Below are 21,428 nucleotides of genomic sequence, written 5' to 3'. Positions count from 1 at the left end.
CTTAAATATATATTAAATACGTCGTATGCAACCTATCTGCTGCGTGAGTTGCGCGCATAACAAGCCGCCTAAAACCTAGCCGCAGCATGCCTTTGTTATATTTTGTAGGGCTTATTCGCGATCAATGCTATTCAAAACCCGACAGCTTAGATTGCTCGTTTAAGCCTAATTAGTTAAGCGTACCAGTTAACTTATTTTTGAGGAAACCTTTAATGTCTAAGTCTTTTGCGATGGCCTTCGGGCGAAATTTTCTCGGTCAATCGCCGGCATGGTACAAACAAACAATACTTTTTTTCCTCATTATTAACCCGTTAGTTTTAATCAGCTTCGGACCGGCTATCGCTAGCTGGTTACTGGTTGCCGAGTTTATTTTCACCCTTGCAATGGCGCTAAAGTGCTATCCATTACAACCCGGTGGCATTCTGGTAATCGAAGCCATTGTTATGGGGCTAGCCACGCCTGACTCACTTTACCTTGAGCTGGTGCATAACTTCCCTGTGTTACTGCTACTTATGTTCATGGTAGCCGGTATTTATTTTATGCAGGACTTGCTGCTAACGCTGTTTTCACAGCTGCTGCTGCGCGTAAAGTCCAAGTCTTTATTAAGCCTACTTTTTTGCGGTCTGTCGGCCTTTCTGTCGGCCTTCCTTGATGCGCTCACGGTCACGGCGGTGATCATTACTGTGGCGGTCGGCTTTTACTCGGTGTTCCACCGCGTCGCCTCAGGTAAAAGCCCACGAGACCAAGAAAGCAATTACAACTCCGACGGCGAAGTGATTGAGCTGCACCGCGAGCATCTAGAAGAGTTCCGTGCTTTCTTGCGTAGTTTACTAATGCACGCTGCTGTAGGTACTGCACTGGGCGGTGTGTGCACTATAGTTGGTGAGCCACAAAACCTTTTAATCGGCAAAGTCGCGGGTTGGAACTTTGGTGAGTTTTTCTGGCGTATGGCTCCGGTAACTCTGCCGGTTTTAGGTGCGGGTCTACTGACTTGCTTGTTGTTGGAAAAAACACACTGGTTTGGCTATGGTGCACGCTTGCCACGTCCTGTACGTCTAGTTCTAGCGGACTATGCAGTCGAGGAGCGTGAACGTCGCACCAGCTCACAAACAGCATCTCTAATTATTCAAGCCATTGCTGGGATTGTTTTAATTCTAGGTTTGGCTTTTCATGTGGCCGAGGTAGGCTTGATTGGTCTGCTGGTGATTGTTCTGATCACTTCTCTTAACGGTATTACCGATGAAGGGCAGATTGGTCGCGCTTTCCAAGATGCCATGCCCTTTACTGCGCTATTGGTTGTGTTTTTTGCCGTGGTTGCCGTGATTCAGGAACAAAGCTTGTTTGATCCCGTTATTCAAGCCGTACTCAGCATGCCTACCGACCAGCAGCCCTCAATGCTGTTTATTGCCAACGGCTTGCTGTCTGCCATTAGTGATAACGTTTTTGTCGCCACCATTTACATCGGCGAAGTTAACAAAGCCTTTGAGGCGGGCAAAATTACTCGCGAGCATTTTGATTTGCTTGCTATTGCCATTAACACCGGTACTAACCTGCCAAGTGTTGCGACACCCAACGGTCAGGCAGCTTTCTTGTTTTTACTTACCTCGGCCATTGCACCGCTGGTACGCCTTTCCTATGGTCGCATGGCCTATATGGCCCTGCCTTATGCCATTGTGATGAGCTTGCTGGGTTGGTGGGGCATTACGCACTGGGTTTAATCCGCCGCACTACGCAAAAACGCAGCCTTGGCTGCGTTTTTTATTGCATAGCATGTCAGACCGTTACCAGTTTATTTCCTTGCCACTGGCTTTAGCGATGCGCTGCAAAAACTCCTGATGCGCGCTTAGCTCTCGTTCACTGGCTTGCAGTACAGGCGTCATGCCTCTGGCCGAGGCTAAACGTCGTATGGCGCTTACCTGCTCTCCTGTTGCGTTCACTTCACCATCACCGGCCAAAGACAAATTTCTTTGTCCGCCTGTCATAGCTAGATACACATCAGCCAAAATTTCAGCATCGAGCAAAGCGCCGTGCAACTCACGTCCCGAGTTATCTACATAGTAGCGACCACATAAAGCATCCAGCGTGTTTCTTTGCCCAGGGTGGCGTTCGCGTGCCATCACCAGCGTATCGAGTACCGTGCAATGCTGGGTTATATCCGCCCTATCTTTTTGCCCAGCCAGTGCAAATTCATTATTAATAAAGCCAATATCAAAGGGAGCGTTATGAATGACAAGCTCCGCCCCTGCAATAAATTCAAAAAACTCATCAGCTATATCTTTAAAACGCTGCTTATCTTTAAGAAAGTCAGCGGTGATGCCGTGCACTGCAATGGCACCTTCATCGATGTCGCGATCCGGCTGCAAATACACATGATAATGTCGCCCAGTGAGCTTGCGCTCTATCACTTCCACGCAGCCAATTTCGATAATTCGGTGACCATCAGTAACCGGCATACCTGTGGTTTCAGTATCGAGCACTACGTACCGCATCCTAACACCTCCTCAACCCCTTTATTGGCTAGCTCATCAGCACGCTCATTGCCTGGATGCCCCGTATGCCCTGCAACCCACCGCCATTGAACTTGATGCCGCTGCACTTGCTCATCAAGCAACTGCCACAAATCTTGGTTTTTTACAGGTTGTTTGCTAGCCGTTTTCCAGCCACGTGCTTTCCAATTTTCTAGCCACTGCTGCACGCCCTGCATTACATATTTAGAGTCGGTGGTCAGTTCGACCTGGCATGAACGTTTGAGAGCTGTGAGCGCTTGAATAACCGCCATCAGCTCCATGCGGTTGTTAGTAGTGGCTGGTTCGCCGCCAAATATTTCACGTTCGTTGCCTTGGTAGCGAAGCAAAGCTCCCCAACCTCCAGGACCTGGATTACCCTTGCAGGCACCATCGGTATAAATTTCAACTACATCAGTCATTATGCTTGTTTTTTTCCAACGTGCCGCTACGACTGGCTGAAGCAGCTGGTAACGGCATTAATTTCTCGAAAGTGGCTTTGCGCTTTGGCTGTAAAGAACTGCCTTGCATCATTTTACGGGCGACAAGCATATAACAATTGCCCACAGGCCACTGTTTTTTATGCATAAACCGTTCAATAAAGCTTGTGCTATCAGCGTCACGTAAAAAACGTAAGGGTCGATAGCCGGAAAACTGGCACTCTTCTATATGAAAACCCAACACCGCCAGCCATTCCGACACCCGCCGCGCTGACAAGCAATGACTCTGCCGCCAAGGGCTTTTACTCAACCAATGCCCTAAGGCAAAAGTGCTATAAGGGCTGACACCGGTAATAAGAATATGTCCACCGGGTCGGACGGCTTGCGCCGCTTCGCGCAACACATCATGTGCAGAACGAGCAAACTCTAAACTGTGTTGCAGTACAACAATATCAATCGAGCCCGGCTGGATAGGCCAGTGACGCTCTGTACAGTGCGCATCCGGCGAAAGCCCAGCATGGCCTATTTTTATCTGATGACGAATGTGAGACACATAAGGAGCGTCATCGAGCGCATTATAAAACAAGGCGTAACTGCCAAAACACCGAGCAAACTGTTGTTGCACCATGTGACGCTCACAGCCGAGCAAACGCTGCCCATTCGCCGTGGCAAACCACTGGCGAAGTTGCAACATATTGACCTTTGGTTTAGAGAGTAAAGGCTTGCTAATTAACAACATCAGTGTACCTTTGGGCTATTACAACTTTCCAATTCTGCACTTAAAAGACCTCACTTTATGCTCAATCTAACACCACTTAAAGCCTTTAACGATAACTATATTTGGCTTATTCAAAACCCTCAAAAATTCCACTGCGCAGTTGTTGATCCCGGCGATGCTGAGCCTGTACTGAAGTGGCTGGCTGAAAATCCACAATGGCGCTTAACCGACATTGTAATCACCCACCACCACAGGGATCATACTGGTGGCATTAGCGCATTAAAGCAACACAGCCAGCCAAGAGTGATAGGGCCTGCTCTGGAAAACATCCCCTACTTAGATTTACCAGTACATGACAACCAGACACTAGAGCTGCTTGGCTCTGAATTTAACACTCTACTCGTACCGGGGCATACCAAAGGGCATATTGCTTACTACTGCGCCGCTGAGCAGCCCTTTGTACTCAGTGGTGACACACTATTTGCTGCTGGATGCGGACGAATATTTGAAGGTACCGCGGCGCAAATGTATGACTCATTACAACGCCTAGCCCAACTGCCTGACGCCACCCTGGTGCACTGCGCCCATGAATACACGCTCAGCAATCTGAAATTTGCTGCAACGGTCGAGCCTACCAATGTGCTTATCCAACAGCGCTTACAAAAGGTAATTTCACTGCGCGAGCAAGATATGATCACTCTACCTAGCACTATTGCGCTAGAAAAACAGACCAACCCTTTCTTAAGGTGCACCAGCACGGAGCTAATCCAGCAGGTAAGTCAACATCAGCAACCTTTGCCGCAAGGTGACCCCGCCAGCATTTTTGCCGCTTTGCGTGCTTGGAAAGATACTTTTTAGCGCCTAAAACCTGTGCTGTAAAGTATTGGACCAAACTGTGAGCCAAGTAATATCTAGGCACTGGCTTTGCCTTTCTAGCCGCTCGGATACAATGCTGTGCTTGACCCAGTAATCAGCAGTTCATACAATCCGCTGCATCTTTCAAAATGAACCCTCACAGTATTATGCCTATGTTTAAGCTTTCTTTTTCTGTGGCTCGCCTGCCTGTTGTTGGTAGTCTTGTCCTGTGCGCCGCAGTACTTAGTGGCTGTCAATCACTCGGCAACAACACCGAACAGGCATTTGCGCCTACCAGCGCATCAGCTAAAACAGTACATTACAAACATAGAACTCAGAAAAAACATGCGGTAAGCAAAGAAATACTGCACCTACCAGAGCCTGAATACAGCCAAGCACAAATCCTAGAGATGCAGGATATATGGTCACGTATTCGCCAAGGCTACCAGTTAGTTGACCTGGTCAACGAGCACCCGCGCATAGAGAAAGAACGCCAATGGTTTGGCAAGCGTACGCGCTCTTTAGAAATCATTGCAGAACGCAGCAACCCTTATATTCACTACATTGTTGAGCAGCTCGAAGAAAACGCCATGCCGCTAGAGCTGGCTCTTTTACCCGCTATCGAAAGCGCCTACAACCCACTAGCCCTGTCTTCTCAGCGTGCCTCAGGTTTATGGCAGTTTATGCCGGCCACGGGGCGTAACTTTAAGCTAGAGCAAACCCATTGGTACGACGCTCGCCGCGACATTACCCGCTCCACCAAAGCTGCTATTGCCTACCTCAAATATCTCAACAACATGTTTGACGGTGACTGGCTGTTGACCTTGGCTGCTTATAACGCTGGTGAAGGCACGGTAATGAATGCCATAAAACGCAACCGCGCCCAGGGTTTAGCTACCGATTATTGGAGCTTAAAACTGCCTCCGCAAACACTCGCTTACGTGCCCAAACTGCTGGCTTTAGCACAAATTTTTGCCGAGCCCGATACTTACAGCATGCAACTGCCTGACATTGCTAACGAACCTTTCTTTGCTAAAGTAAAATTCAAGCATGAGCTGGAATTAAAAAGCATTGCCAAAATGGCAAAAATTGACTATGAACAGCTGTATCAACTTAACCCAGCATTCAAACAAAAAGTCACTCTAGGCGGACCAGGTTATTTGCTGGTCCCAACACAGAATGTTGACTTATTACACCAGCGTTTAAGCACACTCAAAGCGCCAGAACTGTATCAATGGCCCACCTATACGGTGCGCTCTGGCGACACCCTGTCGCGCATCGCCCAAAAAAACAGTACCAGCGTGACCATGCTGCGCGACCTCAACCGACTGTCTAATAACAACCTTAAAATTGGACAAGTATTGAAGATACCTACTACAAAAGGTCCTGTTGCAGCGGTCAGCTCGGGCAGCAAAGAGCGTTATAAGGTAAAGGCAGGCGATACGCTGTCCACCATTGCAGAGCAACATAAAGTGAGCGTGAAAGAAATCAAACAATGGAACTCACTTAAAGGCGACAATATCCGCATCGGACAAGCACTGTTGCTACAATCACCGGCAACCTTTTATACGGTGCGCTCTGGTGACTCTCTAGCGAGCATCGCCTCGCGTCACAACATATCTATAACCCAACTCAAAAAATGGAACATGCTCAATAGCAACCTGTTGAAACCAGGGCAAAAATTAGCGCTATACCTGTGAGCAGTCCAGTAAGTACTGTTGTCTCTAGGAGCTGATTCTTAATGCGTGCATGGTTGTTTTATTTCTTGACTGCTGTTGTGGCTTTGCAGATGCCTGCAGCCTTTTCTGCAGTCAACCTTAGCCATGGCTACGCCCACTTTTCGCAATTAAAATACTCGCCCAGCTTTACCCATTTCGACTGGGTTAACCCACAAGCGCCCAAGGGTGGTACGCTTAAAATAATGGCTTTAGGCGGTTTTGACAGCTTAAACCCTTATGTTCTTAAGGGCACCAGCCCAATTAACACCTCTGATTTCTATCAATACGGCATATCCGAGCTCAATGCTCCCTTAATGGTGGGACAAGGCGTGTTCGACCCCTCAGGCGACGAGCCAGCCAGCAGCTACGGCTTGGTGGCTGAAAGCATTCAGTACAGTGATGATTTGAGCTGGGTGGTATTTAACCTTAGAAAAAAAGCAACTTTCCATGATGGACAACCTATTACTGCAGCTGATGTGGAGTTCTCCTACCGCAGCTTGTTGGAGCACGGGCATCCACAATACCGTAACTACTTAAGCGAAGTTGAACGCGTAGAAATTCTAGGTAAACATAAAGTACGGTTTATTTTCAAACGTGCCAACAACTCACAATTATTATTAAACTTGGGCGATTTGCCGGTTTTACCAAAACATTACTGGCAAAACCGCACCTTTGCACAAACCAGCCTTGAACCCCCTCTTGGCAGCGGTCCATACCGTATTAGTCAGGTGAAGCCCGGACATAGCCTTACCTTTACGCGGGTAAAAAACTGGTGGGGTAAGAACCTGCCCGTCAATCGTGGCAAATACAACTTTGACCAAGTGCAGGTTGAGTTTTATCGCGACCGTCACGTCGCCTTTGAAGCCTTTAAAGCCGGTCATTTCGACATATACATCGACCATCAAGCTAAAAACTGGGCCAATAATTACCGTTTTCCTAGCATCGATAACGGCGACATTATCCGCGCCGAAGTACCTCATCAGCTGCCTATTCCCACCCAAGCTATTTTTATCAATACGCGCCGCCCACCCTTTGATAATGCACAGGTGCGCGAAGCCTTATCACTGTTATTTGATTTTGAATGGGCCAATAAAGCATTGTTTTACGGGGCTTATCAGCGTACAGAGAGTTACTTCCCCAACAGCCCCTATGCTGCCAAGGGTATCCCCGAAGGCGCTGAGTGGTTATTACTGGCCAAATGGCGCGAACACTTGCCGCAAGAGTTATTCAGCCAGCCTTTTCTTGCTCCACGCACCGATGGCCGTGGCTTGCCCAGAGAAAACATCAGCAAAGCGCTCAAGCTATTACAGAAAGCCGGCTGGAAGCTGACGGCACAGGGCCTGCGCAATAAAAACGGGCAAAAAATGCAGCTGGAAATTTTACTGGTTAACCCCAGTCTTGAGCGTATCTTTCAAGCCTATGTACAAAACTTGCAAAACTTTGGTATCGACGCACGCATGCGTACCGTTGACCGAGCCCAGTACAAGCAGCGCATCGATAATTTTGATTTTGATTTAACCCTGCTAGTCCTGTCACAAAGCTTAATCCCAGGGCAAGAGCAGTGGTATTACTTCCACTCTTCCCAAGCTTATTTAAAAGGCAGCAAGAACTATGCTGGGATTAACAATCCAATAGTGGATGATTTGCTCGATGCTGTGCTCAGCGCACCCAACCAGCATGAACTGACTACCGCCATGCAAGCGTTAGACCGTGTATTACTTTGGCAGCACTATATAATCCCGAACTGGTACATTAGTCATCATCGTATTGCATTTCGTAATAAATTTAATTTTGTACGTACCCCACCCTACACTCTAGGCATTCGTTCGTGGTGGTATAAACCAGCGGAGGCTCCTTAATGCGCGCATTTAAGCTTTTCCTTATTGCAACCTTGCTTAGCTGTTGGGCAGCTTTTGCACAGGCTCAGCATGCGCTAACGCTCTATGACGAGCCGCCTAAATATCCAGCTGATTTCCAGCACTTTGATTATGTGAACCCCGATGCACCCAAAGGCGGCACACTACGCTTGGCAGGACTGAACGGTTTCGACAGCCTCAACCCTTTTATTCCAAAAGGCAATGCCGCAGATTTTATTAACCTGGTGTATGACAGTCTGACTTTTCATTCAGATGATGAGCCTTTTACCGAATACGGCTTGTTGGCTGAACGCATAGAAAAAGCCGCTGACCACAGTTATGTGCGTTTTTATCTGCGTCCCGAAGCAAGTTTCCATGATGGAAAACCGGTTACTGCCGAAGACGTAGCCTATACCTTCGAGCTACTCACCACTCAGGGGCACCCGCTGTATCGTCATTACTATGCCGATGTGGAACAGGTCGTGGTGGAGTCTGAGCGCAGTGTGCGCTTTGACTTTAAACACAACAACAACCGCGAACTTCCGCTAATTATTGGCCAAATTAAGGTATTACCTAAGCACTGGTGGCAGGAGCGTGATTTTAGTAAAACCTCACTGCTGGTCGCTCCATTATCTACACACGCGTGGCTGACTGGTGGGCTAAGGATTTAGCTGTCAGCAAAGGACTGTACAATTTTGACCGCATCCAGCTGGACTATTATCTTGACATGTCTGTCGCCCTTGAAGCCTTTAAAGCTGGGCAGTTTGACTTTAACCTTGAATACTCCGCCAAAGATTGGGCCACCGGCTACAACTCGCCCGCTTTGCGCAAGGGCGATATTATTCAGGAAGAAATCAAAAACCATAATCCCGTAGGCATGCAGGCTTATACTTTCAACCTGCGCCGCCCGATGTTTCAAGATGTTCGCGTGCGTCAAGCCATTGGCTTGCTGTTTGATTTTGAGTGGACCAATCGGCAAATTTTTCACAGCGCTTATCAGCGCACTCAGAGCTTTTTTGCCAACTCCGAACTGGCTGCACAAGGCCTACCCAGCGAGGCCGAGCTAGCTATTTTAGAACCCTTACGCGGTCAAATCCCTGAACAGGTATTTACTGATACGTTTAAACTGCCGACCACCGATGGCACCGGCAATATTCACAATCAGCGCCGCCAAGCTTGGAAGTTGCTGCAAGAAGCCGGTTACCGTATAGAAAATGATCGCATGGTCAACGCAGACGGCCAGCCACTGGCGTTTGAGTTTTTAATTGCACAAACCAACCTTGAGCGCGTATTGCTGCCATTCAAACGCAATCTCGCTGAGCTTGGCATCGAAATGACCATCCGGCGTGCCGATGTATCGCAATACATTAACCGCCTGCGCAGCCGGGATTTTGATATGACTTCCAGTATTTGGTCGCAATCAAATTCACCAGGTAATGAGCAAATCGACTACTGGCATTCAGCCAGCTACGACAATCCTGGCAGCCGCAATTTTATTGGCCTACAGGATCCCGCTATCGATCTGCTGGTTGAGGGGCTTATCAATGCCGATAGCCGTCAAGCGCTGATCAATCACGCACGTGCTTTAGACCGAGTTTTGCTATGGGGTCACTATGTAATTCCAAACTATTACATCGACCGCTGGCGTATCGCGTATCGCAAACATTTGCAGCGCCCTGACATAGCACCGCTTTATGATTATGGCTTAATGACGTGGTGGCTCGAGCCACTAGACAAACAGGTCGATTAGCCCATGTTTGCTTATATTATTAGACGTCTGTTGCTGATTATCCCTACCCTGTTTGGTATTTTGCTGCTTAACTTTATTATTATCCAAGCAGCACCCGGCGGCCCTGTAGAGCAGATGATCGCTAAACTAGAAGGCTTTGATAGCGCGACCGGCGGTGCCACAGGGCGTATTTCCGGTGGCGGTGCTGAAACCAGCAGCAGTAACAGCCATTACCGTGGCGCACAAGGCTTAGACCCTGAACTGATTGCCGAAATCGAGCGTATGTACGGTTTCGACAAACCACCGGTTGAGCGCTTTTGGATTATGTTGAAAAATTACGCCCAGTTTGATTTTGGCAATAGCTTCTTTCGTGACACCAGCGTGATTGACCTGATCGCCGAGAAAATGCCGGTATCCGTATCTCTAGGCTTCTGGAGTACGCTGCTGATGTATTTGGTGTCGATCCCGCTTGGCATCCGCAAAGCGGTACGCCATGGCAGCAGTTTTGATGTTTGGACCAGCTCGGCGATTATTTTGGGCTACGCCATTCCTGCATTCCTGTTCGCTATTTTATTAATCGTGGTATTTGCTGGCGGCAGTTATTTATCTTGGTTTCCGCTGCGCGGACTGACCTCCAATAATTTTGATGAACTGAGTTTGCTGGGGCAAATCGGTGACTATTTTTGGCACTTGGCCTTGCCGGTGACAGCCTTGGTGATTGGCAACTTTGCGACGCTGACCTTACTGACTAAAAACAGTTTTTTAGATGAAATCAACAAACAATATGTCACCACCGCGCGCGCCAAAGGCCTGAGCGAAAACAAAGTGCTGTACGGCCATGTGTTTCGCAATGCAATGTTAATTATTATTGCCGGCTTTCCAGCAGCCTTTATCGGCATGTTTTTTACCGGCTCATTGCTGATTGAAGTAATTTTCTCGCTCGACGGTTTAGGCTTGCTCAGTTTCGAGGCGGCGATTAACCGCGATTATCCCGTAGTATTCGGCACCTTATTCTTGTTTACTCTGCTTGGGCTAGTGGTAAAACTGATTGGCGACATCACCTACACCCTAGTTGACCCACGCATTGACTTTAGCAGCCGGGGGAACTGATGGCCTTATCCCCGATTAATCAGCGCCGTTTCGCGCAATTTAAAGCTCACAAGCGCGGTTGGTACTCACTGTGGATTTTTCTGGTGCTGTTTGCGCTAAGCCTAGGTGCAGAAATCATTGCTAACGATAAACCCATAGTGGTGAGCTACGACAATAACTGGTACTTCCCGATTGTTAAACGTTATTCAGAAACCACCTTTGGTGGGGAATTCCCGCTACAAGCCAACTATAAAAGCCCTTACATTCAGGATTTGATTGCTGAAAAAGGCGGTTGGATGCTGTGGCCGCCCATTCCTTTTAGCTATTCAAGCATTAATTACGATCTGCAAGTACCAGCTCCTGCTCCACCCTCAAAACAAAACTGGCTGGGTACTGATGATCAGGGGCGCGATGTGTTGGCGCGCGTGATTTACGGCTTTCGCATTTCGATACTCTTTGCGCTGACGCTAACCCTGATTAGCTCGGTTATCGGCATTATCACCGGCGCGCTGCAAGGTTTTTATGGCGGTTGGGTTGACTTGGTCGGTCAGCGGTTTCTGGAAATCTGGTCAGGACTGCCGGTGCTGTACTTACTGATTATCATGGCCAGCTTTATTCAGCCTAACTTTTGGTGGCTACTAGGTATCATGCTATTGTTTTCTTGGATGAGCTTAGTGGACTTAGTGCGTGCCGAGTTTTTACGTGGTCGCAACCTTGAATATGCCCGTGCCGCTCGTGCGTTAGGAATGCGTGACAGTCAAATTATGTTCCGCCATATTCTGCCCAACGCCATGGTATCCACCCTGACCTTCCTGCCGTTTATTGTCACCGGCGCTATCGGCACGCTAACAGCCCTCGATTTTTTAGGCTTTGGTTTACCACCGGGCTCTCCCTCACTGGGTGAGCTAGTTGCGCAAGGCAAAGCCAATCTACAAGCTCCATGGTTAGGGATAAGTGCCTTTGCGGTATTGGCGTTGATGCTAAGTTTATTGGTTTTTATTGGTGAGGCGGCACGCGATGCATTTGACCCAAGGAAATAAGCCGCTGCTGAGCGTGAAAGACCTTGCTGTTGACTTTGACACTGCCGGGCAAATCACCCATGCAGTCAAGTCAGTCAGCTTTGATATCTATCCAGGCCAAACTCTGGCATTGGTCGGTGAAAGTGGCTCTGGCAAATCCGTCACCTCACATGCAATTTTACGCCTGCTACCTCAGTCGATTGCCCGGCACCCCCACGGACAGATCCTCTATGAATCACAAGAATTACTGCAAGCCAGCGAGCAACAAATGCGTGCGTTGCGTGGTAATAAAATCTCGATGATTTTCCAAGAGCCCATGAGCTCACTTAACCCCCTGCACAGCATTGAAAAGCAAATCAATGAGGTGTTGTTAGTGCATAAAGGCTTGGATGAAAAAGCCGCTACTGCCCGTACACTTGAGCTGCTTGAGTTGGTACAAATTCCCGAACCGCAGAAGCGACTGGTCTCCTATCCACATGAGCTCTCTGGCGGGCAACGCCAACGTGTGATGATCGCCATGGCGCTGGCTAATGAACCCGAGTTATTAATAGCAGATGAACCCACCACAGCGCTGGATGTAACGGTACAACAGGCTGTGTTAGAGCTGCTCAAAGATTTACAACATAAAATGGGCATGGCTATTTTACTGATCAGCCATGATTTAAATCTGGTGCGCCGCACGGCGGATCAGGTCTGCGTGCTTAAAGATGGCTACTCGGTTGAATACAACGATTGCCAAACGCTGTTTGAGAAGCCACAGCACCCCTACACCCAAGAATTACTGGCTGCCGAACCCAGTGGCCATCCTGCAGCCACTGCCATCGGTGACAGCCTATTAACCGTTAACGATTTAAAAGTTTGGTTTCCGATTAAACAGGGTCTATTGCAGCGCACCCGCGATTACGTAAAGGCCGTTAACGGTATCAATATTGATTTAAAAGAGGGTCAAACCCTAGGTATCGTTGGCGAAAGCGGCTCCGGCAAATCAACCCTAGGGCTGGCTATTTTGCGCCTGATTAGCAGCCAAGGCAGCATTTGTTTCGCCGGTCATGCGCTGGACAAAATGAATCAAAGCGCTCTGCGGCCTTTAAGGCGCGAAATTCAAGTGGTTTTTCAAGACCCTTTTGGTAGCCTGAGTCCAAGAATGAGCGTCTCAGAAATTATTGGTGAAGGTTTACGTATACACAAGATAGGCACTGCAGCGGAACAAGAGCAAATAATTATCAACGCCCTTACCGATGTAGGACTGGACCCCGAAGCAAGACATCGCTATCCCCATGAGTTTTCTGGCGGACAGCGACAGCGCATTGCCATTGCGCGCGCTTTGGTGCTTAAACCTAAGCTTATTTTATTGGATGAGCCCACTTCTGCCCTAGATCGAACAGTCCAGCGTCAGGTGGTAGATTTGCTCCGAGAGCTACAACTCAAATACAATCTAAGCTACTTATTTATTAGCCATGACTTAGCCGTAGTAAAAGCAATCAGCCACAAGTTGATTGTGATGCATCGCGGCGTGGTCGTTGAACAGGGTGACGCCGAAACGATTTTTCGTGCACCTCAACATGACTATACACGGCAGTTGTTAGCAGCAGCCTTTATGTCACAAACAGGCAATGAATTGCCAAATTGATTTACACAGGGGAAACACTATGGGTTTTATGAAAGGTAAACGCGTTCTTATCGTTGGAGTAGCCAGCAAGCTGTCTATCGCCTCGGGTATTGCTGAAGCTATGCACCGTGAAGGCGCAGAGTTAGCTTTCACCTACCAAAACGACAAACTAAAAGGTCGCGTTGAAGGTTTTGCCGAACAATGGGGCTCCAACGCTGATTTATGCTTCCCATGCGATGTTGCAAACGACGAGGACATTGCCAATGTTTTTACTGAACTAAGCAAAAAATGGGACGGCTTGGATTGTATTGTCCACTCAGTAGGCTTTGCTCCAAGTGATCAGCTTGATGGTGACTTCACATCTGCTACCACCCGTGAAGGCTTTAAAATTGCCCACGACATTAGTTCCTACAGCTTTATCGCGCTAGCCAAAGCAGGTCGTGAGATGATGCAGGGCCGCAACGGTAGCTTGCTGACGCTCACCTATTTGGGCTCCGTACGCACCATGCCTAACTACAACGTCATGGGCGTTGCCAAAGCCAGCCTAGAGGCCAGTGTACGCTATTTAGCCAGCAGTCTTGGACCTGAGGGTATTCGCGTCAATGCTGTTTCAGCCGGCCCTATTCGTACCCTTGCGGCATCAGGCATTAAGAACTTCCGTAAAATGCTCAGCGCTAACGAAGCTCAGACGCCACTGCGTCGTAACGTAACTATTGAAGAGGTCGGTAATGCTGGTACTTTCCTCTGCTCAGATCTAGCCTCCGGTATCAGCGGTGAAATCCTCTACGTAGACGGCGGTTTCAACACCACGGCGATGGGTGCGCTCGAGGAGTAGTTTTAGTTAACTCATAAAAAACCGCGCTTAGTATGGCGCGGTTTTTTTATTGCTCAAAACTCGAACTCAGTTAAAAACGTTCAATTTTGGCTTCCTGCTCAAGTTGTTGAGTCATTGCTGCAAAATCAGCCTGACCTTGTCGTGATGCCAGCACTTCCTTATAAGACTTAAGCTCTTCAGCAGTTAACGCATTGTCTGGCGTATTCACACCAGTTAAGCGCACGATCACATAGCGACCGTCCTGCATGCTGAAGCCAGCATAGGTAGCTGTATCTTTATCGGGTTTAGGCATCCGAAACACTTCTTGCAGAATTTGCGGTTCAACGTCCTCATGCATCCGACTAACTGCCTCAAAGGATGTCCAGTCTTGCTGCACACTCTCTTTAGTAGCACGCAGATCAGCTAATAAGGCTTCGCCCTGTTCCTGCGTATACTCTTTAGCTTTCTGCATAGTCAACACGTCTTTGATTGAAGCAGCCACTTCAGCCAACTCAATTTGCTCAGGCTTAAAGTGCTCTTTAGCACGCAGAACAATAATGGTTTCATCATCCAGCTCAAGCAACAAGCTATTTGCGCCTTCTTCCAGCACTAACGGACTGAACGCTGCTTCAATCACCGAACGATTGGCCAGAATGCCTTCACCGCCTTCACGTGTGAAGGCAGAACTGTGCTTAATCTCCAACCCAAGCTCTTGGGCTGGCTGTTGCAAATCAGCGGCTTCATAAGCAAGGTTTTCTAAATCCTGGACCAACTCAACAAAAAGCTGCTCTACTTTGTCCATACGCAAGTCGCGCAGTAAACCTTCTTTCATTTCGGCAAAAGTAAGAGCATCTGCCGCCTGCACACCCGTTAGCTTGATAAGGTGCCAACCATACTCTGTGCGCACTGGCTCAGATACCTCATCCGTGCTCAAAGCGAACAGCGCTTCCTCAAAAGGTGACTCATAGATGCCCAAACCAGCAAAGCCCAAGTCTCCGCCCTGCTCTGCTGAGCCGATATCCGCAGATAGCTCTTTAGCCAACACTGCAAAAGACTCACCTTGCGCTAGGCGCTGTGCCGCTTCTTTTGCTTTCTCTAAGGCTTGCAGCTCATCCTGCTCTGCAGAAACCTCAAAGAGTATGTGTGCGGCTCTGCGCTGTTCACTCAGATTAGCGACTGCTTGCTGGTAACTTTCTTGCAGTTCTTCATCGCTAACTTCGACTCGGTCAGCCAGCTGATTTTTGCTTAGCTCAACGTACTCGATAGCCACCTTTTCTGGGGTCATAAAGCTAAGTAAGTTAGCCTGATAAAAATCAGCTACTTCTTCGTCAGTAACTGAAATTTGACCGAAATCTGGCTGTAACTCCAACGTAGCAAAGTCACGCGTCTGCGACTCTAGTTGCGCAAAAGCCTTAACGCCTTTATCAGTGACAAAGGCTGAGGCGGTGATACCCAGCTGCAACTGCTCCAGCAGCATATCCTGCTCAAGCATTTGACGAAACTGCAAACGTCCATATCCCATTTGCGCCAGCATTTGATCGTAGCGAGCGGCACTAAACTGGCCGTTCTCTTGGAATTCAGGCGCATTCAGCAAAAACGCATCTATCGATGCCTGTGACGCTGCAAAGCCACTGTTTTGCGCTCCCTGCAGTAGCAGTTTGCGACTAATAAGGTTCTTCAACGCCATCTCAGTCAACAGCTTGTCGTCAAACAAGCTGGTATCAAAGTCTTGTCCAAACTGTTGAGTTAAACGGCGGTTTTGCAGGTTTTTCGCCTGTGCCAATTCAGGCAAAGTGATTTCTTCACCGTTGACCTTGGCAGCATTATTACTGTTGCTGGCTGAACGAATAATAGCTTCGAAGCCAGTGAAGGATAAAAGTACAGCAATTAAGCCGATAATTGCCTTAGAGATCCAACCTGTCGAGCGGTCTCGAATATTTTGCAGCATGCATCCCCCAGGGTTTTACTTGCCTGTGCTGACCTTGAGATAGAGTCAGCCTAACCAATGCTTGAAATTCTAAAGTTTAAAAAATAAAGGCGCACCAAACGATGCGCCTTTATTTAAATCATTTCGTTCTAGACAACTCTTAACAAAGCTATTTCTAGAGCTTCAAAGATTAACCGTTAACGGCATCCTTCAGCGCTTTACCAGCTTTAAAACCTGGTACTTTAGCAGCTGCAATTTGGATGGTTTTGCCAGTCTGTGGGTTACGACCAGTACGTGCAGCGCGATCTTTAACTGCGAAAGTACCAAATCCAACTAATACAACAGAGTCACCCTCTTGAAGAGCTTGAGTTATTGTTGTAATTACTGCATCTAAAGCACGACCCGCTACTGCCTTAGGAATATCTGCAGAAGCTGCTACTTTTTCGATTAATTCTGACTTATTCACTCGGAAGTCCCCTTAAGTTTCTATTTTTAACAGTCATGTCAAAGTTGATGGTGTTGCAAGATAGTCTGTTGTTAAACGTTCGTCAACAAAAAACCTGTTCTTTTTAGTGATATAGCGCAAATCACCAAAACTTAGTCCTCTTAATGCGTCTGAGGCTGGCTATCGATGTATTTCTGTTTTTTTTCGTCCTGAACGAGCAGCTTTAAATCTTCGTCCGCTAACGGTTCAGGCATGTATTGCAGCGCAATCTCTAGCACTTCGTCAATCCATTTAACTAATTTTATTTCCAGGTCCGCTTTAATGTTATCAGGAATCTCTTTGAGATCACCCTTGTTTTCCTCAGGAATAATAACTGTTTTAATCCCACCGCGATGCGCAGCAAGCAGCTTCTCCTTGAGGCCGCCAATAGCCAAAACCTGACCACGCAAGGTGATTTCACCCGTCATAGCAACATCGGCGCGTACCGGTATTTTGGTGAGCGTTGATACTAAAGCAGTACACATTCCAATTCCCGCACTGGGTCCATCTTTTGGTGTAGCACCCTCTGGCATATGGATATGTAGGTCTTGCTTTTCATAAAAATCAGGTATTAAGCCCAGAGCTTGAGCGCGGCTACGTACTACTGTTAGCGCAGCCGTCATGGATTCTTCCATAACATCCCCCAAAGATCCAGTCTTAATTAGCTGCCCTTTACCGGGCATAACCGCCGTCTCAATCGTTAATAACTCACCACCTACTTGCGTCCAGGCTAAACCTGTTACTTGTCCAATTTGGTTTTCTGTATCGGCCAGCCCATAACGGAATTTACGTACACCTAAATACTCTTCAAGATCTTCAGCCAACACCTTGACGGTAATAGCTTTTTTGCCTTGAGCTTGTTTGACCACCTTACGACAAATTTTTGCAATTTGACGTTCCAGTCCACGCACACCGGCTTCTCGGGTGTAATAACGAATCACATCAAGCAGCGCTTCATCGGTCAACTCTAACTCTTTGTCTTTTAAGCCATTAGCTTTACGCTGTTTAGTGATGAGGTACTTTTGTGCAATATTAAGCTTTTCATCTTCGGTATAACCCGGCAAACGAATCACTTCCATACGGTCCAATAACGGTGCTGGAATATTCATTGAGTTAGCCGTACAGACAAACATAATATCTGATAGGTCGTAATCCACTTCAAGATAATGATCATTGAAGCTGTGGTTTTGCTCAGGATCCAACACCTCCAGCAAAGCTGATGCCGGATCGCCACGCATGTCGCTGCCCATCTTGTCGATCTCATCAAGCAAGAATAACGGGTTGCGCACACCTACTTTAGACAATCGTTGAATCAAACGTCCTGGCATAGAGCCGATATAGGTACGGCGATGCCCACGTATCTCGGCCTCATCGCGCACACCACCTAACGCCATTCGCACATACTTGCGGTTGGTTGAGCGGGCTATAGATTCAGCCAGCGAAGTCTTACCTACCCCTGGAGGCCCTACCAGACACAGAATCGGGCCCTTGAGCTTACGCACACGCTTTTGTACGGCGAGGTACTCTAAGATACGCTCTTTAACCTCTGCCAAGCCATAGTGGTCGGCGTCCAATACTTCCTCAGCCTTATCCAAGTCTAAACGCACCTTGGTTTGTTTATGCCACGGCACATTCAGCATCCAATCGATGTAAGTACGTACTACTGTTGCCTCAGCCGACATGGGCGACATCATTTGTAATTTTTTTAGCTCAGCTTGGGCCTTCTCCAGTGCGGCCTTAGGCATTTTAGCTTCATCAATACGCTTTCTCAGCGACTCAATCTCGTTGTGACCGTGCTCGTCCTCGCCAAGCTCCTTTTGAATCGCTTTCATCTGTTCATTCAGATAGTAATCGCGCTGGCTGCGTTCCATTTGTTTTTTAACGCGACCACGTATACGTTTTTCAATTTTCAGCAGCTCAAGTTCAGCGTCAACAAAACTAAGCAGTTTCTCAGCTCGATCTGTCACATTCACAATCGCTAATATTTCTTGTTTTTGCTTCAACTTAATTGGCATCTGCGCTGCAATGGCATCGATTAGACGCTCGATAGAGTCTATTTCCTCCATACTCTGCAAGAATTCGCTAGGAATTTTTTTGCTGTGCTGCGCTAATACTTTAAAGGTTTCAAACACGACTCGGCGTAGTACCTGACTTTCCGGCTCGGCCATCTCTTCATCTGTATCAGACACTCTGGCCGTGACTTGCCAATATCCGTCCTGCTCCTGTCCTTTGTCGATGACAGCACGCTGCTTACCCTCGACCAACACTTTTATGGTGCCATCGGGCAATTTGAGCATTTGCAAAATTGTCGCTAGCGTACCTACCTCATAAACGCCAGCCAGATCCGGATCATCGTCACTTGGTTTTTTTTGCGCTACTAAAATAATACGCTTATCGGCCTGCATAGCGGCTTCGATGGCGTGAATGGATTTTTCGCGCCCCACAAACAAGGGCATGACCACTTGGGGGTATACCACAACATCACGCAATGGCAATAAGGGCAACTCTAAAACTGTCTTCATGATATTCACTCACACTAGGCTTTTAGCCACACAACTTAACTGTTTATTAGGTGGGGGCGGTTTACCTAAAAACAAGCCGACAATAAAAAAGGGCTTTAATAGCCCTTTTTTATTCTGCGTTTGAAACTTTATGCTTCAGGCGATGTTTTGGCTAAATTATCCGCAGCATAAACCAGCATAGGCTTGGATTCGCCCGAAATTACACCAGCATCGATAACCACCTTAACAATATCTTTACTCGATGGCACTTCAAACATGGTGTCCAGCAATACATCTTCCATGATAGAACGCAAACCTCGTGCACCTGTCTTACGCTCCAAAGCTTTCTTAGCCACCGCAGTTAATGCGTCTGGTCTAAACTCCAGCTCTACGTCTTCCATTTCAAACAGTTTTGCGTACTGCTTGGTTAAGGCGTTTTTCGGCTCGGTCAAAATCTGCATTAGCGCGGACTCATCCAGCTCATCCAACGTTGCGATAACCGGCAAACGGCCAACAAATTCAGGAATCAAACCGTATTTAACCAAGTCATCCGGTTCTACCTCTCGCAAGGTCTCGCCTACTTTTTTATCCAAATCTTTACTGCGCACTTCTGCACTAAAGCCAATACCGCCCTTGGTTGAGCGCGCTTGGATAATTTTTTCTAGCCCAGCAAATGCACCACCACAGATAAAGAGGATATTGCGCGTATCCACCTGTAAAAATTCTTGCTGTGGATGCTTGCGTCCACCCTGAGGCGGAACTGATGCCACTGTGCCTTCAATCAGCTTGAGCAGTGCTTGCTGCACACCCTCACCCGACACATCGCGCGTGATGGATGGGTTTTCTGATTTACGAGTTATCTTGTCAATCTCATCAATGTAGATAATGCCCATTTCGGCTTTTTCTACATCATAATCACATTTCTGCAGCAGCTTTTGTACGATGTTTTCAACATCTTCACCCACATAACCTGCCTCAGTCAGTGTAGTGGCATCGGCAATGGTAAAAGGCACGTTGAGCGTGCGCGCCAAGGTTTCTGCCAGCAGCGTTTTGCCTGACCCAGTTGGACCAACGAGTAAAATATTACTTTTACCTAGCTCAATATCGTCTTTCTTCTTATCAACATTGTGCAAGCGCTTGTAATGGTTATATACCGCCACTGCCAGCACTTTTTTTGCGCGCTCCTGACCAATTACGTACTGATCAAGGATTTCGCTAATTTCTTTAGGCGCCGGTAGTTTACTACCTTTGGCTTCTTCAATTTGTGCTTCATCTGAGTCTTCGCGAATAATCTCGTTACAGAGATCTACACATTCCTCACAAATAAACACCGAAGGTCCGGCAATTAATTTACGTACTTCGTGCTGACTCTTGCCACAAAAAGAGCAATACAACAATTTTCCGCTATCTTCAGTACTATGCATGGGGTTCTACACCGTTTTATAACTATTTACGCCCATCTTGTGCGCACTCTTATTTTGGTTGCGCCACCTAAAAGCTACGCGCTGAGGGTCGTTAGGCTACTTAGCGCTTGCGGGTAACCTGGTCAATCAAGCCGTATGCGACCGCTTCATCACCACTCATGAAATTATCACGATCGGTATCGCGCGCAATTACGTCTAAAGGCTGCCCTGTATGTTCCGCTAAAACCTTATTCAGTCGTTCACGAATAGTCAAAATTTCGCGCGCATGGATTTCGATATCCGACGCTTGACCACGGAAACCACCTAAAGGCTGATGAATCATAACGCGTGAGTGCGGCAAACAGAAACGCTTGCCTGCTGCACCACCCGCCAACAGTAACGCACCCATGCTGGCCGCTTGACCAATACAGGTGGTAGACACATCGGGTTTAATAAACTGCATGGTGTCGTAAATTGACATGCCTGCAGTTACCGAACCACCTGGCGAGTTAATATACAGATGAATGTCTTTATCTGGATTTTCCGCTTCCAAAAACAACATCTGTGCCACCACTAGGTTAGCCATATGGTCTTCGACCGGACCAACCAGAAAAATAATACGCTCTTTTAAAAGACGCGAATAAATATCATACGCACGTTCACCACGGGAGGTTTGCTCAACGACCATGGGCACCAAAGCGGCCAATGTGTCATCTGCGTGCTGTGAAAGAATGTTATTGAACATCTATACCTCCTAAATAT

General features: G+C 47.6%; 16 protein-coding genes and 1 pseudogene. 9 read left to right on the top strand and 8 right to left on the bottom strand.

Annotated elements, in window-relative coordinates:
• The first annotated feature begins 212 nt into the window (after positions 1-212).
• Positions 213-1,718 (top strand): sodium/proton antiporter NhaB, encoded by a 1,506-nt coding sequence (nhaB, locus tag QEZ41_RS10685; RefSeq protein ID WP_289411541.1) that lies wholly within the window; start codon positions 213-215, stop codon positions 1,716-1,718.
• Between the two features lie 63 nt (positions 1,719-1,781).
• Here the strand turns inward: nhaB and dnaQ are convergent, their stop codons facing one another.
• From dnaQ to QEZ41_RS10670, 3 genes are read right to left on the bottom strand one after another with little or no spacing between them, the layout of a single operon-like run.
• Positions 1,782-2,489: a DNA polymerase III subunit epsilon gene (gene dnaQ / locus QEZ41_RS10680; RefSeq protein WP_289411540.1), complete on the bottom strand. Its 708-nt coding sequence runs from the start codon at positions 2,487-2,489 to the stop codon at positions 1,782-1,784.
• Entirely contained in the window at positions 2,477-2,926 is a 450-nt protein-coding gene (gene rnhA / locus QEZ41_RS10675; RefSeq protein ID WP_289411539.1) for a ribonuclease HI, read from the bottom strand. Before rnhA ends, dnaQ begins: the two co-directional genes overlap by 13 nt.
• Positions 2,919-3,683, bottom strand: a complete 765-nt coding sequence (locus tag QEZ41_RS10670; protein ID WP_289411538.1) for a class I SAM-dependent methyltransferase — start codon at positions 3,681-3,683, stop codon at positions 2,919-2,921. The genes rnhA and QEZ41_RS10670 overlap by 8 nt, the downstream gene beginning before the upstream one ends.
• A 57-nt stretch (positions 3,684-3,740) precedes the next feature.
• On the opposite strand from QEZ41_RS10670, the gene gloB reads away from it, so the two are divergent.
• From gloB to fabI, 8 genes and pseudogenes are all read left to right on the top strand, one after another.
• Positions 3,741-4,520 carry a hydroxyacylglutathione hydrolase gene (gloB, locus tag QEZ41_RS10665; RefSeq protein ID WP_289411536.1) on the top strand — a complete coding sequence of 260 codons (780 nt, stop codon included), beginning with the start codon at positions 3,741-3,743 and terminating at the stop codon, positions 4,518-4,520.
• A gap of 170 nt (positions 4,521-4,690) precedes the next feature.
• Positions 4,691-6,217, top strand: coding sequence for a LysM peptidoglycan-binding domain-containing protein (locus QEZ41_RS10660; RefSeq protein WP_289411535.1), 1,527 nt, complete (start codon positions 4,691-4,693; stop codon positions 6,215-6,217).
• Positions 6,218-6,258: 41 nt separating this feature from the next.
• Positions 6,259-8,094, top strand: coding sequence for an extracellular solute-binding protein (locus QEZ41_RS10655; protein WP_289411534.1), 1,836 nt, complete (start codon positions 6,259-6,261; stop codon positions 8,092-8,094).
• A pseudogene (locus QEZ41_RS10650) lies at positions 8,094-9,841 on the top strand (extracellular solute-binding protein). Before QEZ41_RS10655 ends, QEZ41_RS10650 begins: the two are co-directional and overlap by 1 nt.
• Positions 9,842-9,844: 3 nt before the next feature.
• The gene (locus QEZ41_RS10645; RefSeq protein WP_289411533.1) at positions 9,845-10,930 is read left to right on the top strand and encodes a microcin C ABC transporter permease YejB; all 1,086 of its coding nucleotides are present in this window, start codon (positions 9,845-9,847) and stop codon (positions 10,928-10,930) included.
• Positions 10,930-11,949, top strand: a complete 1,020-nt coding sequence (locus tag QEZ41_RS10640) for an ABC transporter permease (protein ID WP_289411532.1) — start codon at positions 10,930-10,932, stop codon at positions 11,947-11,949. Before QEZ41_RS10645 ends, QEZ41_RS10640 begins: the two co-directional genes overlap by 1 nt.
• Positions 11,927-13,558, top strand: a complete 1,632-nt coding sequence (locus QEZ41_RS10635) for an ABC transporter ATP-binding protein (RefSeq protein WP_289411530.1) — start codon at positions 11,927-11,929, stop codon at positions 13,556-13,558. The genes QEZ41_RS10640 and QEZ41_RS10635 overlap by 23 nt, the downstream gene beginning before the upstream one ends.
• 19 nt (positions 13,559-13,577) lie before the next feature.
• Positions 13,578-14,372 (top strand): enoyl-ACP reductase FabI, encoded by a 795-nt coding sequence (fabI, locus tag QEZ41_RS10630; protein ID WP_289411529.1) that lies wholly within the window; start codon positions 13,578-13,580, stop codon positions 14,370-14,372.
• 70 nt (positions 14,373-14,442) lie between these two features.
• On the opposite strand, the gene QEZ41_RS10625 is transcribed toward fabI, so the two are convergent.
• The 5 genes from QEZ41_RS10625 to clpP all read right to left on the bottom strand — a co-directional run bounded on the left by QEZ41_RS10625 (position 14,443) and on the right by clpP (position 21,411).
• The gene (locus tag QEZ41_RS10625) at positions 14,443-16,299 is read right to left on the bottom strand and encodes a SurA N-terminal domain-containing protein (RefSeq protein ID WP_289411528.1); all 1,857 of its coding nucleotides are present in this window, start codon (positions 16,297-16,299) and stop codon (positions 14,443-14,445) included.
• Between the two features lie 169 nt (positions 16,300-16,468).
• The gene (gene hupB / locus QEZ41_RS10620; RefSeq protein WP_289411527.1) at positions 16,469-16,744 is read right to left on the bottom strand and encodes a nucleoid-associated protein HU-beta; all 276 of its coding nucleotides are present in this window, start codon (positions 16,742-16,744) and stop codon (positions 16,469-16,471) included.
• A 140-nt stretch (positions 16,745-16,884) separates the two neighbouring features.
• Positions 16,885-19,284 carry an endopeptidase La gene (gene lon, locus QEZ41_RS10615; RefSeq protein WP_289411526.1) on the bottom strand — a complete coding sequence of 800 codons (2,400 nt, stop codon included), beginning with the start codon at positions 19,282-19,284 and terminating at the stop codon, positions 16,885-16,887.
• 128 nt (positions 19,285-19,412) lie between these two features.
• Positions 19,413-20,687 (bottom strand): ATP-dependent Clp protease ATP-binding subunit ClpX, encoded by a 1,275-nt coding sequence (gene clpX / locus QEZ41_RS10610; RefSeq protein WP_289411525.1) that lies wholly within the window; start codon positions 20,685-20,687, stop codon positions 19,413-19,415.
• A gap of 100 nt (positions 20,688-20,787) precedes the next feature.
• Entirely contained in the window at positions 20,788-21,411 is a 624-nt protein-coding gene (clpP, locus tag QEZ41_RS10605) for an ATP-dependent Clp endopeptidase proteolytic subunit ClpP (RefSeq protein ID WP_289411523.1), read from the bottom strand.
• Positions 21,412-21,428 lie beyond the last annotated feature (17 nt).

This window comes from Thiopseudomonas acetoxidans, assembly GCF_030362935.1.
Classification (GTDB): domain Bacteria; phylum Pseudomonadota; class Gammaproteobacteria; order Pseudomonadales; family Pseudomonadaceae; genus Thiopseudomonas; species Thiopseudomonas acetoxidans.
Note: the sequence above shows the minus strand (reverse complement) of the source record. Positions and strands in the feature narration are given on the sequence as shown.